Annotated in this window: 10 protein-coding genes; 3 read left to right on the top strand and 7 right to left on the bottom strand. The window is 63.1% G+C overall.

Going from position 1 to position 16,167, the window contains the following annotated elements; all coding sequences use genetic code 11:
* The first annotated feature begins 118 nt into the window (after positions 1 to 118).
* Positions 119 to 1,495, top strand: a complete 1,377-nt coding sequence (gene hglS, locus AC3ZU9_RS27870; protein WP_490091627.1) for a 2-oxoadipate dioxygenase/decarboxylase HglS — start codon at positions 119 to 121, stop codon at positions 1,493 to 1,495.
* Positions 1,496 to 1,651: 156 nt separating this feature from the next.
* Here the strand turns inward: hglS and AC3ZU9_RS27865 are convergent, their stop codons facing one another.
* A complete protein-coding gene (locus AC3ZU9_RS27865) occupies positions 1,652 to 1,876 on the bottom strand; it encodes a DUF465 domain-containing protein (RefSeq protein ID WP_046034724.1) in 225 nt (74 codons plus the stop codon).
* Between the two features lie 174 nt (positions 1,877 to 2,050).
* On the opposite strand from AC3ZU9_RS27865, the gene tkt reads away from it, so the two are divergent.
* A complete protein-coding gene (gene tkt, locus AC3ZU9_RS27860; RefSeq protein ID WP_490091626.1) occupies positions 2,051 to 4,114 on the top strand; it encodes a transketolase in 2,064 nt (687 codons plus the stop codon).
* Positions 4,115 to 4,257: 143 nt separating this feature from the next.
* On the opposite strand, the gene uvrA is transcribed toward tkt, so the two are convergent.
* The 6 genes from uvrA to lexA all read right to left on the bottom strand — a co-directional run bounded on the left by uvrA (position 4,258) and on the right by lexA (position 14,332).
* A complete protein-coding gene (gene uvrA, locus AC3ZU9_RS27855; protein WP_490091625.1) occupies positions 4,258 to 6,777 on the bottom strand; it encodes an excinuclease ABC subunit UvrA in 2,520 nt (839 codons plus the stop codon).
* Positions 6,774 to 8,486: an ATP-binding protein gene (locus AC3ZU9_RS27850; protein ID WP_046034722.1), complete on the bottom strand. Its 1,713-nt coding sequence runs from the start codon at positions 8,484 to 8,486 to the stop codon at positions 6,774 to 6,776. The genes uvrA and AC3ZU9_RS27850 overlap by 4 nt, the downstream gene beginning before the upstream one ends.
* Before the next feature lie 126 nt (positions 8,487 to 8,612).
* Complete coding sequence (locus AC3ZU9_RS27845; RefSeq protein ID WP_490091624.1) at positions 8,613 to 11,705, bottom strand: error-prone DNA polymerase; 3,093 nt, start codon at positions 11,703 to 11,705, stop codon at positions 8,613 to 8,615.
* Positions 11,681 to 13,093 carry a Y-family DNA polymerase gene (locus tag AC3ZU9_RS27840; RefSeq protein ID WP_012724751.1) on the bottom strand — a complete coding sequence of 471 codons (1,413 nt, stop codon included), beginning with the start codon at positions 13,091 to 13,093 and terminating at the stop codon, positions 11,681 to 11,683. The genes AC3ZU9_RS27845 and AC3ZU9_RS27840 overlap by 25 nt, the downstream gene beginning before the upstream one ends.
* A 7-nt stretch (positions 13,094 to 13,100) precedes the next feature.
* Positions 13,101 to 13,715, bottom strand: a complete 615-nt coding sequence (gene imuA / locus AC3ZU9_RS27835) for a translesion DNA synthesis-associated protein ImuA (protein WP_012724752.1) — start codon at positions 13,713 to 13,715, stop codon at positions 13,101 to 13,103.
* Positions 13,715 to 14,332, bottom strand: a complete 618-nt coding sequence (lexA, locus tag AC3ZU9_RS27830; RefSeq protein ID WP_490091623.1) for a transcriptional repressor LexA — start codon at positions 14,330 to 14,332, stop codon at positions 13,715 to 13,717. Before lexA ends, imuA begins: the two co-directional genes overlap by 1 nt.
* 201 nt (positions 14,333 to 14,533) lie before the next feature.
* Between lexA and AC3ZU9_RS27825 the strand changes: the two genes are divergently transcribed.
* On the top strand, positions 14,534 to 16,167 hold a 1,634-nt coding region (locus AC3ZU9_RS27825), incomplete at its 3' end, for a DUF6531 domain-containing protein (protein WP_490091622.1).

The following is a 16,167-nucleotide window of genomic DNA, read 5'->3' as shown; positions in this document are numbered from 1 at the left end:
TCATCTCATTCATTTGCAGAATGAAGTCCTGAGGAATCTTCGTTTGCAAGCAAGCCTTGCGCTCAACAAAATCCAGGCAAAGGCCACCTTCACCGTCATCGCCATCAGGAATTTTTCTATGCCCACCAACGCACATGTCTGCCCCGATGAGATCCGCAAGGGCTTTTCCAAGGCCATGTCCGACATGTACCGAGATGAAGTTCCACTGTATGGCGCGCTGATGGAGTTGGTGGCCGAGACCAATACCCGCGTGCTCGACACCGAACCGGGCCTGGCGCAGCACCTGCAACGCACCGGCGAAATCCAGCGCCTGGACAGGGAACGCCACGGCGCGATCCGCCTGGGCACCGCCGCCGAGCTGGCGACCATCAGCCGCCTGTTCGCAGTGATGGGCATGCAGCCGGTGGGCTATTACGACCTGACCCCGGCCGGCGTGCCGGTGCACTCCACCGCCTTTCGCGCCGTGCACGAACAGGCGCTGCAAACCAGCCCGTTTCGGGTGTTCACGTCCTTGCTGCGCCTGGAACTGATCGAAAAACCCGACCTGCGTGCGTTTGCCGAAACGGCCCTGGCCAAGCGCTCGATCTTTACCCCAAGAGCCTTGGCGCTGATCGAACAAGCAGAAAAGGACGGCGGCCTCAATGCCGTGGACGCGGATGAATTCATCCACCAGGCCCTGGAAACCTTCCGCTGGCACCACACCGCCACCGTCACCGGCGCGCAGTACCAGCAACTGAGCGACCAGCACCGCCTGATCGCCGACGTAGTCGCGTTCAAAGGCCCGCACATCAACCACCTGACCCCCCGCACCCTGGACATCGACCAGGTCCAGGCCGCCATGCCAGGCAAAGGCATCACACCCAAGGCCGTGATCGAAGGCCCACCCCGCCGCCGCTGCCCGATCCTGCTGCGCCAGACCAGCTTCAAGGCCCTCGACGAACCCATCGCCTTCACCGACGCCCAAGGCAGCCACAGAGCACGCTTTGGCGAGATCGAACAGCGCGGTGTGGCCCTTACGCCCAAAGGCCGCGCGCTGTACGACCAACTGCTGAACGCCGCGCGCGACGAGCTGGGCGCTTTCCCCAATGAAGGCAACGCCGCACGTTATGTCGAATTGATGGAACAGCACTTCCAGGCCTTCCCGGACAACCACGCCCAGATGCGTGATCAGGGCCTGGCCTACTTCCGCTACCTCACCACCGAGCAAGGTGTGGCGGCGCGCGGCAGCGCCGAGCAACCGCGTACCCTGGAAGCACTGATCGCAGCGGGCCACATCGATGTGGAGCCGTTGGTGTACGAGGATTTTCTGCCGGTGAGTGCAGCGGGGATCTTTCAGTCGAACCTGGGGGATGCGGCGCAGAGTCACTACGCGGCCAATTCGAACCAAGCCGAGTTTGAACAGGCACTCGGCCGCCGGACGATTGATGAATTGAAGCTGTATGAGGAAACGCAGCAGCGCTCTATTGATGAATGCACCCAGGCACTGCTGGCCTGAATTGAAGTGCCCACCCGGCTCAACAGCGCAGTCCTTGCGCCGCAACAGTCCCCAGAGCCGGGTGGGCGGTGGGCATCATAGGCAGTGAAGAGAAGCCTGTCCTTCAGACAATTCTGAACAAATGTGCGCGCCCCCTGTAGGAACGCGAACGATCCCCTACCCCAACTTCGCCACAATGTCGTCTTTGATCAACAACCGTTTCTTCTTCAGCTTCTCCACCTCTTCATCGCCGGCGCTTGCTGATTCTGCCTTCAGTACCTCCTTGTCAGCGTCGTCGTATTGAGTGAGCAGCGAGTCCAGGCGTTTGTCATTTGCCCTGCGTTCGTGAACGACTTCCTTGCTGAACCCCAAGTCCTGATACAGGTCGTGTTTCACTGGCATGGCGTACCTCCGCAAGTTGATCAATGGCTTACGCCCTAGAAGCTAGACCATTGCGAGGGGTCTTGTCATGTTCAAGGTCAATACATCCCCGTTCGTCGCAACACAGGCGATGGGATCAAACCTTTGGCGCACTGTGCCCTCCACTGTAGATCGCCACCCGAGGGAGACCGGTTCATGAAGCAAGCTGCCACCGCCGTCGACACCCAATGCATCAACACAATCCGCACCCTGGCCATGGATGCCGTACAAAAAGCCAATTCCGGCCATCCCGGCACGCCCATGGGCCTGGCCCCCGTGGGGTATACGCTGTGGAGTCGCTTCCTGCGCTATCACCCCCAACACCCCGACTGGCCCAGCCGCGACCGTTTTGTATTGTCGGTCGGTCATGCGTCGATGTTGCTGTATTCGTTGCTGCACCTGGCAGGCGTGGTGGAGTTGGATGCTGATGGCGAGCGCACCGGCCAGGCCGCTGTCAGCCTGGACGATATCAAGCAGTTTCGGCAGGCGGGTTCGAAAACCCCCGGCCACCCCGAGTACCGCATGACCACCGGTGTGGAGACCACCACCGGCCCGCTCGGCCAGGGCTGTGCCAACAGCGTCGGCATGGCCATTGCCGAGCGCTGGCTGGCCAAGCGGTTCAACCGTGAAGAAAAAACCCTGTTCGACTACAACGTCTACACCCTGTGCGGCGACGGCGACATGATGGAAGGCATCAGCGGCGAAGCGGCGTCGATGGCCGGGCATTTGAAGTTGGACAAGCTGTGCTGGATCTATGACAACAACACCATCAGCATCGAAGGCCACACCGAGCTTGCGTTCAGCGAAGACGTGATCAAACGTTTCCAGGCGTATGGCTGGCACACCCTGCACGTGACCGATGCCAACGACTTGCAAGCCTTGGGCAATGCCTTGGAGGCCTTCCATTGCAACCGTGGCGCACCGACCCTGATCGTGGTCGACAGCGTGATCGGCTATGGCTCACCGCACAAACACAACACGGCCGCCGCCCATGGCGAGCCTTTGGGCGAGGATGAAATCCGCCTGACCAAGGCCGCGTATGGCTGGCCCGAGGACTCCAGCTTCCTGGTGCCCGATGACGCCGGCACGCACTTGCGTGATGCGCTGCTGGATCGCAGTGAGCCGCTGTATGAAAAGTGGAGCGAGCACCTGGCGCAGCTTGAGCAGTACGAGCCGGAACTGGCCGATGAATTGCGCCGTATGCAGGCCGGGGAAATGCCCGAACACTGGCAGAAACATCTGCCCAGCTTTGACGCCGACGCCAAGGGCATCGCCAGCCGTGCCGCCGGCGGCAAGGTGCTGAATGCGTTTGCCGAGCAAATCCCGTGGTTGCTGGGCGGCTCGGCGGATTTGTCGCCTTCGACCAAGACTAACCTCACGTTCGAGGGTGCCGGGCGCTTCAGCGCTGACGACTACACGGGGCGCAACCTGCACTTCGGCATCCGTGAACACGCCATGGGCGCCATTGCCAATGGCATGGCGTTGTCCTACCTGCGCCCGTACACCTCGACCTTCCTGGTGTTCAGCGACTACATGAAGCCGCCGATCCGCCTGGCGGCGATCATGGAGTTGCCGGTGGTGTTTGTCTTCACCCACGACTCGATCGGTGTGGGTGAAGATGGGCCGACGCATCAACCTATCGAACATCTGACCCAACTGCGCGCCACGCCGGGGTTGCTGACCCTGCGCCCAGGCGATGCCAATGAAACGCTGGCGTTGTGGACAGTAGCACTGGCGCAAACCCATCGGCCGAGTTGTGTGGTGTTGTCGCGTCAGCCATTACCTACGCTGGATCGTAGTAAGTATGCCGCCGCATCGGGTGCTGCCAAGGGTGCCTATGTGCTCGCAGGTGCCGATCATCCTGAGGTCTTGCTGCTGGCGACGGGCAGTGAAGTCAGCCTCGCGGTGGACGCTTACGAGCAACTGAAAAGCGAAGGGATTGCCGCGCAAGTGGTCTCGATGCCCAGCTGGGAACTGTTTGAAGAACAGGACCAAGCCTACCGCGACAGCGTGCTGCCGCCAGCGGTGAAAGCACGGGTGGTGGTGGAACAGGCGGGCCCATTGGGCTGGGACCGCTACGTCGGTCAAACCGGAGCCAAGGTAGTGATGAACAGCTTCGGCGCATCGGCACCGTTGGCCAAGCTGCAGGAGCAGTTTGGGTTCACCGTGGACAACGTGGTGAAGCAGGCCAAGGCACAAATCCACCTGACTCAACAGTGATCAACCTGTGGGAGGGGCGGTGCGACGATTCGACTTGCCCCCGATGGCAGTGGTTCAGGCACTTATTAGTTGACTGACACACCGCTATCAGAAGCAAGTCGAATCGTCGCACCGCCCCTCCCACACTTGATCTGTTTTGATTGCTAGATCAGCTCTCGGGCCAGGAATGGTGCGGTGCGGCTGGTCTTGCTTTTAGCAACCTTCTGCGGCGTACCGCTGGCAACCACCTTGCCGCCCAAATCCCCCGCGCCCGGTCCGATATCGATCACCCAGTCACTCTGCGCCACCACGCGCATTTCATGTTCCACCACAACCACCGTATGCCCCGCGTCCACCAGGTGATTCAACTGGCTGAGCAAGCGGTCGACATCCCGTGGGTGCAGCCCGGTGGTGGGTTCATCCAACACATACAGCGTGGCGCCTCGGGCATTGCGTTGCAGCTCGGTGGCCAGTTTGATGCGCTGCGCTTCGCCGCCGGACAGTTCGGTCGCCGGTTGCCCCAGGCGCAGGTACCCCAAGCCGATATCGCGCAGCACCTGCAATGAACGCAATACGCCGGGCTGTTCGGCGAACACCTCCACGGCCTGCTCCACCGTCAGCCCCAGCACCTGGGCGATGCTCAAGCCTTGCCATTTAATCGCCAGGGTCTCGGGGTTGTAACGCGCGCCATGGCAAGTCGGGCATGGCGCGTACACGCTGGGCATGAACAGCAATTCAACACTGACAAACCCCTCGCCCTCGCAGTTCGGGCAACGGCCCTTGGCAACGTTGAAGGAGAACTGCCCGGCATCGTAGTGGCGTTTTTTCGCGGCAGGTGTGGCGGCAAACAGTTTGCGCACGTTGTCGAACAAGCCGGTGTAGGTCGCCAGGTTGGAGCGCGGCGTGCGGCCGATAGGTTTCTGGTCGACCTGCACCAGGCGGCGGATGTGCTCCAGCCCGGCGCTGATCCATCCGCCGCTGGTTTGCGGAGTGTCGTCTTCCAGGCTTGGCTCTTCGTCGCTTTCCAGCACACGTCCCAGCCCGCTGCCCACCAGCTCCAGCAGTGCCTGGCTGACCAGGCTGGACTTGCCCGACCCGGAAATCCCGGTGACTGCCGTGAAGCAGCCGAGCGGGAAATCGACGTTCAAGCCGTCGAGGTTATTGCGCGTCACACCTTCCAGTTTCAGCCAGCCCGTGGGCTCGCGACGCACCGGGTTTGCCACGCGTTTTTCAGCGAACAGGTACTCACGGGTCTGCGACGCCTCCACCTGCGCCAGCCCCGCCGGCGGACCGCTGTACAGGACTTGCCCGCCATGCTCACCGGCGGCCGGGCCGACGTCGATCAGCCAGTCGGCGCGGCGCATGGTTTCCAGGTCATGCTCCACCACAAACAGCGAATTACCCGCCGCTTTCAACCGCTCGAGCGCCGTGAACAACGCTTCGCCATCCGCCGGATGCAAACCCGCCGACGGCTCATCCAGCACATAAATCACACCAAACAACTGCGAGCCCAATTGGGTCGCCAGGCGCAAGCGCTGCAACTCACCGGATGACAAGGTCGGCGTACTGCGCTCCAGGGACAAATAGCCCAAGCCCAAGTCGGTCAAGGTGCTGACCCGCTCGAGCAGGTCCTGGGCGATACGCTGCGCGGCCAGGCGCTTTTCCACCGACAGTTTCATTTTGTCCTGCCCCGCCGCCACCGGCCGCAACAATTCAGCCAATTGCGCCAGCGACAATTGCGACAGCTCACCAATGTCGACCCCGGCAAACTTCACCGACAGCGCCGCCTTGGTCAGCCGCTTGCCCTCGCACAGCGGGCAGGCGCTGCCTTGCATATACTGCGAGACGCGCTTTTTCATCAGCGCACTTTGGGTGTGGGTGAAGGTGTGCAGAATATAGCGCCGCGCCCCACTGAAGGTGCCCTGGTAGCTGGGCTCGAGTTTGCGTTTCAACGCCTCGCGGGTTTGCTCGGGCGTAAAACCGGCGTACACCGGGACCGTGGGAGTTTCTTCAGTGAACAGGATCCAGTCGCGCTGCTTTTTCGGCAGCTCGCGCCAAGGAATGTCCACGTCATAGCCCAGGGTCACGAGGATGTCGCGCAGGTTCTGGCCTTGCCACGCCAGCGGCCAGGACGCCACTGCGCGCTGGCGGATGGTCAGCGACGGATCGGGCACCATCAGCGCCTCGGTCACTTCATAGACACGGCCCAGGCCATGGCATTGTGGGCACGCACCTTGGGGCAGGTTCGGCGAAAAATCCTCGGCATACAGCATCGCTTGACCCGGCGGGTAACTGCCGGCGCGGGAGTACAGCATGCGGATCAAGCTCGACAAGGTGGTCACGCTGCCCACCGACGAGCGCGCACTCGGCGTGCCGCGCTGCTGTTGCAGGGCCACGGCGGGCGGCAAGCCTTCGATGCTGTCGACATCCGGCACCCCGACCTGGTCGATCAGCCGACGCGCATAAGGCGCCACCGATTCGAAATACCGCCGCTGGGCCTCGGCGTACACCGTGGAAAAAGCCAGGGACGACTTGCCCGAGCCCGACACCCCGGTGAAGACCACCAAGGCATCGCGGGGAATATCCACATCGACGTTTTGCAGGTTATGTTCGCGGGCGCCACGCACGCGGACGAAGCCGTGCTGCTGGGCAGTGATCGGGGGGGGAGTGCGCTGTGAAGTCATGAACAACCTTGTCTGACGCTGAGCACGCTGCGTATCCGTTGCGCCAGGGCTTCGGGGCTATAGGGCTTGCTCAACAGGTGAATATCGGGGCTCAGCAGGTGATTGCTGGAGAGAATGTCGCGGGTGTGGCCTGAGGTGAACAGCACCGCGACCGGCGGCGTCTGCGCACGAGCCCAGGCGGCCAGGTCGGTGCTCTTGATGCGGCCGGGCATCACCACGTCGGTGAAGATCAGCTCGGGTTGCACGCCGGCTTGCAGCATGTGCATCGCACGGTCACCGTCTTCGGCCGTGAGCACGGTGTAACCCGATTGTTCCAGCAACTCCACGACCGTTGCGCGCACGTCCTCATTGTCTTCAACCACCAGGATGGTCTCGTGGCCATTGGCATGCGACACCGGCTCGGCGTGGGCTTCCTCAGCTTCGTCACCGAGGCTGCGCGGGAAATACATTTGCACCACCGTGCCCTTGCCCTCCTCGCTCCACACCTCGACATGCCCACCGCTTTGGCGCACGAAGCCAAACACCATGCTCAGGCCCAGGCCTGTACCGTGGCCATTGCGCTTGGTGGTGAAGAACGGCTCGAATACCCGCGCCAGGATCGCCGGCGGCATTCCTACGCCGATATCGGTGACAGCCAGGCGCACATACTCACCGGGCTTGATACTTTTACCGGCACAATCGCCGGGATTGAGGATGATGTTCTCGCCGGTGATACGAATCACGCCCTCGCCTTTCATGGCATCCCGGGCGTTGATGGCCAGGTTGAGCAGTGCGTTTTCCAGCTGGTTGCGGTCAACGTTGATGCACCAGGAATCCTGGGGCAATTGCACGTCGATATGGATGGTTTCCCCCAGCGCCCGTTGCAGCAGTTCGCCGAGGCCCGCGTAGATGCGTTGCGGGTTGTACACCGCCGGTGACAAGGGTTGGCGACGTGCGAAGGCGAGCAATTGTGACGACAGCTTGGCACCACGCTCCACCGCCGCAATGGCCGCTGCAACACGACGCTGCACCTGGGGGTTGTCCGGTTCATGGCGCGACAGCAGGTGCAGGTTGCCGGCGATGACTTGCAGCAGGTTATTGAAGTCGTGGGCCACGCCGCCGGTGAGGCCGCCGATGGCTTCGAGTTTTTGCGATTGGCGCAGTTGGTCTTCGGCAGCAGAACGCGCCTGCACTTCGTCGGCGACCCGCTGTTCCAGGTTGTGCGTCAGTTCCTGGCGCACACGCTCGGATTTCACGTGCTCGGTGGTCTCAGTCACGATCACCAGCACGCCGGCGGGTTGCTGGTTGTCGTCAGCCACCGGACTGTAGGAAAGATCCATCCAGACTTCTTCCGGTTGGCCGTTACGTGACAACTCCAAGGGAAAGTCACGGTACGACAACGTGCCACCGGCAAGGCACGTGTCCAACACATGCCGATTGAAATCGGCCACTTCCGGCCAGCCCAGTTCCACCGGTTTGCCCAGCAGATACGGGTGGCGACCACCGGCAAACACGGAGTAACTGTCGTTGTAGATCATGTACCCCACCGAGCCCCAGAGCATCACCATGGGCATGGGTGAGGCCAGCAGCATCTGCACCGTGCTGCTCAGGCTGCAAGGCCACTTGTCAATCGGGCCCAACTCGGTGGTCGACCAATCGAAGGCGCGGATTCGCTGGGCCATTTCACCGCCCCAGCCTTCGCAGCCGTGGGTATTGGATAAAAATTGCATGTTGGGCTCTTGGCGACGTTAGCGTTGTTGGGGAGCGCTGTTCCACTGGTAAAGCGTTGGAGCCTGGCCGCAATGAATCGTTTCATTTGCGTATAGCTTATCCGTGGCAACCGCTGCAAGGCCTCTTCAGTGGAAATCGCGACTGCGCACAGGGATCCCTTCCAACAGCGGCGTCAGGTCGGTCAAGCGCCCGGCGATCAGGTGTCGCACTTCGCCCACCGCCTCCCAGCGCCCATCCACTTTCAGCAACCGCGAGCCCACCAGCGCTTGGCGTTGACGCTCGGCAAGATCACGCCAGACCACCACATTGAGGTTGCCGAATTCATCTTCCAGGGTCACGAAGGTCACCCCGCTGGCGGTACCGGGGCGTTGCCGTCCGGTCACCAAGCCGGCGATGCTGACGTTGCGCCCATGCTCGACCAGCATCAGTTCCTGCGAGCTGCGGCAGCGCCGTTTGCGCAGCTCGGTGCGCAACAACGCCAATGGATGTGGACCCAAGGTCGTGCCGACAGTGGCGTAGTCGGCCTGCAGGTCCTCGCCCACCGTCGGCGCCGGCAGTGCCACCACGGCTTCATCGGGGCTTGGCAGGCCAGCGAACAGCCCGAGTTGCTTGTGCACCCCCGCCACCTCCCAGCGCGCCTTGTGCCGGTTGTCGGCCAGGGCGCGCAAGGCACCGGCATCCGCCAACAATGCCTGGGTGCGCGCATCCAGCCCGGCGCGCGCGTCCAAGTCGGCGATGTCGCTGAACACCCCGCGTTGGCGCGCCGTTTCGATACGCCGACCCTCCTCTTCGCGTAACCCCGCGATCATGCGCAAGCCCATGCGAATCGCCGGCTGCGCGCCGTCGATGGGCTCCAGGCTGCAATCCCAGTCACTGGCCTGCACATCCACCGGCCGAATCTGCAAACGATGGCGCCGCGCATCCTGCAGGATCTGGTCCGGGCTGTAGAAACCCATGGGCCAGCTGTTGATCAGCGCACAGGCAAACGCCGCCGGCTCATGGCATTTGAGCCAGCAACTGGCGTAGGTCAGCAAGGCGAAACTGGCTGCGTGGGATTCGGGGAAACCATAGCTGCCAAAGCCCTTGATCTGCTCGAAGATCTGCGCGGCAAATTCTTCGCTGTAGCCGTTTTTCAGCATGCCGGTGCGCAGGCGCTCCTGGTGCGGTTCCAGGCCACCGTGGCGTTTCCAGGCCGCCATGGAGCGGCGCAGTTGGTCGGCCTCGCCGGGGCCGTAGTCGGCAGCGACCATGGCGATCTGCATCACCTGCTCCTGGAACAGTGGGATGCCCAGCGTGCGCTGCAACACCACCTCCAGCTCCGGTGACGGATAGGTGGTTTCCTCTTCCTTGTTCCGACGCCGCAAATACGGGTGCACCATGCCGCCCTGGATCGGCCCCGGCCGCACGATGGCGACCTCGATCACCAGGTCATAGAACGTCTGCGGCCTGAGCCTGGGCAACATCGACATCTGCGCCCGCGACTCGATCTGGAACACGCCGATGGTGTCGGCCTTGCTGATCATCGCGTAGGTGGCCGGGTCTTCCTTGGGAAGGCTCGCCAAAGAAAAGTCCCGGTTGCGATGGCGGCGCAACAGATCGAAACAGCGGCGGATCGCGCTGAGCATGCCCAGGGCGAGGATATCCACCTTGAGCAGGCCGACGGCATCGAGGTCGTCCTTGTCCCACTGGATGATGGTGCGCTCGGCCATGGCGGCGTTTTCCACCGGTACCAGGGTGTCCAGCGGGTATTCGGAAATCACAAAGCCGCCGGGGTGCTGGGACAGGTGCCGGGGAAAGCCGATGAGTTGTTGGGTGAGCGTGAGCACGCGACGCAGGATCGGGCTTTGCGGGTCGAAGCCGCCCTCACGCAAGCGCTCCAGGGGCGGCGCGTCATCACTCCAGCGCCCGCAGCAGTCGGCCAAGGCGTTGATCTGGTCCGGCGGCAAGCCCAGGGCCTTGGCCACATCCCGCACCGCGCCGGCCGCGTGGTAACTGCTGACCACCGCCGTCAGCGCCGCGCGGGTGCGGCCGTAACGCTGGAACACGTACTGCAGCACTTCTTCGCGGCGCTCGTGTTCGAAGTCCACGTCGATGTCCGGCGGTTCATTGCGCTCCTTGGACAGGAAGCGTTCGAACAGCATGCTCGTCAGGCTCGGGTCGATCTCGGTGATCCCCAGGGCAAAACACACCGCCGAGTTGGCCGCCGAGCCCCGGCCCTGGCACAGGATCGAACGGCTGCGGGCGAAGCGCACGATGTCGTGCACGGTGAGGAAGTAGCTTTCGTAGCCCAGCTCGCTGATCAGCGCCAGTTCTTTGTGGATCTGCTGCAAGGTGTGGGCGTCGACACCCTGCGGCCAACGCTGGGCGATGCCTGCTTCGGTCACGGCGCGCAGCCAGGATTCGGCGTCGTGGCCCTCGGGCACCAGTTCGCGTGGATAGTGGTAACGCAACTGGCTCAAATCGAACGTGCAGCGGCGGGCGATGGCCTGGGTTTCGTCGAGCAAGGCGTGCGGGTACAGCGCGGCCAGGGCGTCGAGGCTGCGCAGATGCCGCTCGCCATTGGGGTGCAGGCGCGTGCCGGCCTCGGCCACCGGCACGTGATGACGGATGGCGGTCATGGTGTCCTGCAGGGCGCGGCGGCCACGCGCATGCATGTGCACATCGCCGCAGGCCACGGCCGGAATGCGCAGGCTGGCGGCCAGGTTCAGGCGTTGTTCCAGGCGGTGCGCATCGTCCTGGCCGCAATGCAGGTGCACCGCCAGCCACAGCCGCTCGGCGAAGGTGCGGCGCAGCCATTGGATCGAGGCCTGGGTGTCGCTGTCTTCGGCCACCCACAGCGCCAGCAGGCCGGGCAGCGGTTGGTCGAAGTCCTCCAGCAACAGGCGATAGCTGCCTTTTTCTGCGCGCCGTCGGGCCAGGGTGATCAAGCGACACAGGTGCTGGTAGCCGCTGAGGTCTTCCACCAGCAGCACCAGTTTCGGGCCGTTCTCGATGCGCACCTCGCTGCCGATAATCAGCGGCAGCTCCACGGCCTTCGCCGCCTGCCACGCACGCACGATGCCCGCCAGGGTGCACTCATCGGTGATCGCCAGGGCACTGTAGCCTTGGCGTTTGGCCCGTTCGAACAACTCCAGCGCACTGGACGCGCCGCGCTGGAAGCTGAAGTTGGACAGGCAGTGCAGCTCGGCGTAGCTCATGCAAACCAGCCTTGCAGCCACAGCCCATCGTTCTGCCCCACGGTGCGGTAGGCCCAGCCTTGCTGGCCGGCGCGGGTCTGGATCAGGTAGTAGTCGCGGCGCACATCGGCGCCGTCCCACCAGCCGGACTCAATGCGTTCCGGGCCCATCAGGATATGCACACCGTGCTCGGCCAGCAGTGTGGGCGTGCTCAGCAGCCAACCCGGACGGTGCACGTTGTTCAGGGGCGGGCACGGGTGTTTATCCGTCGCCGCTTGCCAGGCGCATTCGGGGCGGTGGTCGGCGTGAAAGCGCAGGCCTTGCACCGCCTCATCGCCCAAACGGGCACGCAGGCGCTCGCGCAATTGCGCCCACGGCAACGTCTGCTGCGGACGGTCGTCGAACAGGTCCTGGCGTTGCGGCACGAACACCGGCAAGTCCTGGGCCACCAGGCGAACACCGCGCACCGGCGAGGTGACTTGGACGTGCTCCAGACGGCCACGGGCCAATTCAAACAGCATCGCCGGTTCGCGCTCGGCGCTGAGCAGGCCGACCTTGATCACCGTGTCGGTTGCCTGGGCGTGTTCCAGGTGCAGGTCGAAGCGTTGCACGCCACTGTCACGGCCACACAGGAAGGCGGACAGATCGCCAGTCAGACGTCTTAGCGGAAACAGCAGCGCCTGGTGGGATTGCACATCGAAATTCAGCTCGATGCGCACATCGAACCGGTCGGGCGGCTGGTAAAACGCCAAGGCCAATGGGCGCTGCCCGCTCAATGCATCCAGGTGCTTGAGCAAGCTGGCATCAAAGCGGCGCGCCAAGGTGTGCCGGGGCAACGCCTGCACCTGGGCCAGGGTGCGCAGCCCCATGCGCGACAAGGCCGTGGCGGCCTGCGGGTCAAGGCCGGCGCGGTCAATAGGCAGCGGCCCCAGGGCCTGCATCAAGCCGTCATCCTGCACCGCCAGGCCATCCTCGATATTCGCCAGCGCCCGCGCAGCGGCGGGGTTGGGCGCAGCGACGATGCGGTGACGAAAGCCCAGTTCAGCCAGCTCCTTGCGCAAACGCGCTTCGAACTGCGGCCACGGCCCGAACAGACCCAGGCTCGACTCGATTTCGAACAACAAGGCCCGTGGATAATACAGGCTGACCTGGGAGCTGAACTGGTAGGCCCAGGCGGCGAGGAATTGTTGGTGGCGTTCGATCTCGGCGGGGTCATATTCGGCGCTGGCAAAGGTCTTGGTCAGGGCCTGCGCCGCCGTCAGGGATTGACCGGGACGCAAGCCCAAGGCGCGGGCAGCGTCATTGACGGTTTGCAGGACGCGGCGCTGTGGCGTGCCGGCCAGCAGGGCCAGGGGTTGGTCCGGCTCGGGGTGCACACGCTGCACCCCGTCCAGCGCCAATTGCGGGAAGACAATACACACCCAGCGCATGGCAACCTCAGTGCCCCGCCAGCGCAATCGGCGCCGGATGGGCCAGCCCGCCCCGGCACTTGAGCACCCGCACTTGCGCGGGTTTCGCCTCGACGGCAAGGCGCAAGGCGGCGGGCGATGCATTGATCGCCTCACTCAAGGCGCGCCAGGCAAACGCCAGGGTCTGCCCGGTTTCCGCCGCAACTTGCAGGCGCCGCAGCGCCCGGTCATCGGCCTTGCGCGGCCAGCACAACACCGCGCCGCAACTGCCGGAGCGCAGGCACTGCTCGACGGCCCACAAGGCATCGCGCTCCTCGGCCTGGATCACTGAGAGCAGGCGCAAATCCACTCCGGCGTTCTGCCAGGCGTGGGGGTACGGCGTGTACGGCGGCGCCACCAGCACAATGCGCTCGCCTGCCTTTGATAAGCGCGCCAGGGTCGGCAGCACCAGCTGCAACTCACCCACGCCGTCCTTGGCCATGAGGATTTCACTCAACGCCGCTTCCGGCCATCCGCCCGAGGGCAGCACCGCGTCCAGCGCCGCCAACCCAGTGGGATAGACACTGGCCGGGGGCGCGGCGGGCCGGCCTTTCCACACGCGCCCGCCATTGAACAGCGTGTCCAGTGCAACGACGGCGCCCATCAACCTTGCCTCACCAAACCGCAAAACACGCCTTCGATGGCCAAGTCCTGATCGGGCCCGACCACGATGGGTTGATACGCGGGGTTGCGCGGCAGCAGGCGCACGCTGTCGCCGCTGCGTTCGAAACGCTTGATGGTCACTTCGCCGTCCAGGCGCGCCACCACAATCTGCCCATTCAAGGCCTCGGCACTGCGGCGTACGCCCACCAGGTCGCCGTCAAGAATGCCGTCTTCGATCATCGAGTCACCTTGTACCCGCAGCAGGTAATCCGGGGTTTTCGCAAAGGTAGACGGGTCCAGTTGCAGGCGGCTGTGCACTTCAGCATCGGCGCCGATGGGCAAGCCCGCGGCTACTCGACCGAGCACCGGCACATCCAGCCATTCCGGGCGTGCCGGTTGGTTGAGCAGCCGAATGCCTCGGGCCTGGTTGGGGTTGACCTCGATAAAACCGGCTTCGGTCAGCGCCAGCACATGCTTGCGCGCCACGCTGCGCGAGGCAAAGCCGAAGGCCTGGGCGATCTCGGCGAGGCTGGGGGGCTGGCCTTGCTGCGCGATGCGGTCGCGGATAAAGGTCAGGATGGCGGTACGGCGGGGGGTCAGAGTCGTCATGGAGTACATTTGTACTCCTGTGGGAAATTTCTGACAATAGCCGCCAGTCGCTTGGGAGCCGACGAGCGTTATCGAAACGTCCCACATAACCGCCGGATAAGCTCTACTCCCCTCCCCTGAAAAGGTCCGCAAAGTCCCTCGCCTGACTACACAGTGCGAGGGATTGCAGATGGCGTTATTGGTTTGGGCCCCGGTTGATGGGGCGGCCTCATGATCGAATTGACCAGCCAAACCATTGGTTTTTTGGTACTGGCCGCCCTGGATTCAAAAACGCGAGACGTCGACTCCGTGATCAGCGACTTCAAGCGCTGCCTCAATCACTACGACGCCTGGGCGGAGAGCTTTTTCAGCTTTTCGGCGCTGGATATCGAGCAAGTCTTCAAGGTTGGACATGACGTGGCGCTGGTCGCGCCGATCAACCACTCCCTGTTTCCCAGCACCACCACCGCAACCTGCCAGGCCAACGGCACGTTGACCCTGGTGCATATGTTCCAGAGCGCTCGATTCGTGCCCATTGGCAATACGCCAGTGATGCTGCAACGCATCGACCCCAAGGGTGGCCCGCTGGGCGACCCCCTCCATAAGACCATCGGCCCCAGCGGCATTCTCGAAATCACGGAATGTGATCGCAACCAGCAGTACCGGGTCAGTTTCTACCCCAACGTGTCCACAGCGCATTTCAAGGCGTTGTACGCCTCTTACCAGTCGGTTATCGAACCGCTGGAAGGCTGGCTGCGCGGTGAATGGGGCACCACCTTCGAACCGTTGTGGAAGGGCTATTCCGAGGCCAACGTTCTCAAGCGCTACCTCTCACTGCATCAAGGCTACGCACGCGGGTTTGGTGAGGCGCTGTACTCACTCTGGGACAACATTCAGCAGATGCTGCAGTGGTTTTTGGACCCATTGGGGCATGCCGAAAAACTGCTGCATTACCTGTCCCAGGATGAATTTGAAAAGCTGTTGAAGCTCGGTACCGAAAGCCTTGCAAAGGGCTTGATGGTGCTGAGCGATGAGCCGCTGTTGTTCATCTATCTGTCGGCAATGGTCAGTTGGATGCGGATGTTGCCGCCGCCCTACATGAACGAGTTGCTGGGGGAAATCAGCGCCGAAGTATTGATCAATGTGGCGCTGTGTCTCGCTACCGCCGGGATGGGGATGGCGGTGCGCATCGGTACGAAGGTGCTGGGCAGCATCAAGTCTCAGCGTGCGCGCAGATGGTTGGAGCACATGGCTGGGCAGTTCGGGAAGTTTCGTGCGGATGATCACACGCAGGTGGCTAAGCCGATATTGCTCAGTAGCCAGGCAACGACGATCAAGACGATTCCGGCTGTGCCGTTGAAGGCTGGGGATCAGGTGGTTGCCAACCCGGTGCCGGTGGTTCGGGACAAGGCCAAGCAACGGACGGTGTTGGTGCGGCGGGAGCCTGTGGATGACGTGCCGGCTGTTGCTAAGAACCCGGCTGGAGAGGCGGCCGCGTCTTCGGACAAAACAGCCACTAACGGTTGCCCGGTGTCGATGGTCACCGGCGAGGAACTGCTGACGCTGACCGATGGGGCGTTGGACGGGTTGTTGCCGTTTGAGTGGACGCGCTTGTACCGCACCAGTGCGGTGGAAGTGGATTGTGGGTTGGGGTTTGGCTGGAGTCACTCGCTGGCGCATCGGCTTGCTGTTTCCGGCGACTCGGTTGTTTGGACCGATCATGAAAATCGCTCGACCACCCTGCCCTTGCCTTCCGTTTCTCGCCCCGCAATCACCAATAGCCTTGCCGAAGCGGCGATCTACTTGGGGTCGTTGCCTGATGAACTGGTGCTGGCGCAGGCGTCACGGTTCTACCACTTTCGCGA

It is taken from the genome of Pseudomonas sp. A39 (assembly GCF_058145955.1).
The sequence above is the reverse complement of the archived record's forward strand: the minus strand, read 5'-3'. Positions and strand labels throughout refer to the sequence as shown.

Excerpts from the sequence above, each read along its gene's own strand:
- hglS (WP_490091627.1), top strand. The coding sequence starts at position 119 with ATGCCCACCAACGCACATGTCTGCCCCGATGAGATCCGCAAGGGCTTT.
- imuA (WP_012724752.1), bottom strand. The coding sequence starts at position 13,715 with ATGGGCGCCGTCGTTGCACTGGACACGCTGTTCAATGGCGGGCGCGTG.
- AC3ZU9_RS27850 (WP_046034722.1), bottom strand. The coding sequence starts at position 8,486 with ATGCAATTTTTATCCAATACCCACGGCTGCGAAGGCTGGGGCGGTGAA.
- tkt (WP_490091626.1), top strand. The coding sequence starts at position 2,051 with ATGAAGCAAGCTGCCACCGCCGTCGACACCCAATGCATCAACACAATC.
- uvrA (WP_490091625.1), bottom strand. The coding sequence starts at position 6,777 with ATGACTTCACAGCGCACTCCCCCCCCGATCACTGCCCAGCAGCACGGC.
- lexA (WP_490091623.1), bottom strand. The coding sequence starts at position 14,332 with ATGTACTCCATGACGACTCTGACCCCCCGCCGTACCGCCATCCTGACC.
- AC3ZU9_RS27865 (WP_046034724.1), bottom strand. The coding sequence starts at position 1,876 with ATGCCAGTGAAACACGACCTGTATCAGGACTTGGGGTTCAGCAAGGAA.
- AC3ZU9_RS27840 (WP_012724751.1), bottom strand. The coding sequence starts at position 13,093 with ATGCGCTGGGTGTGTATTGTCTTCCCGCAATTGGCGCTGGACGGGGTG.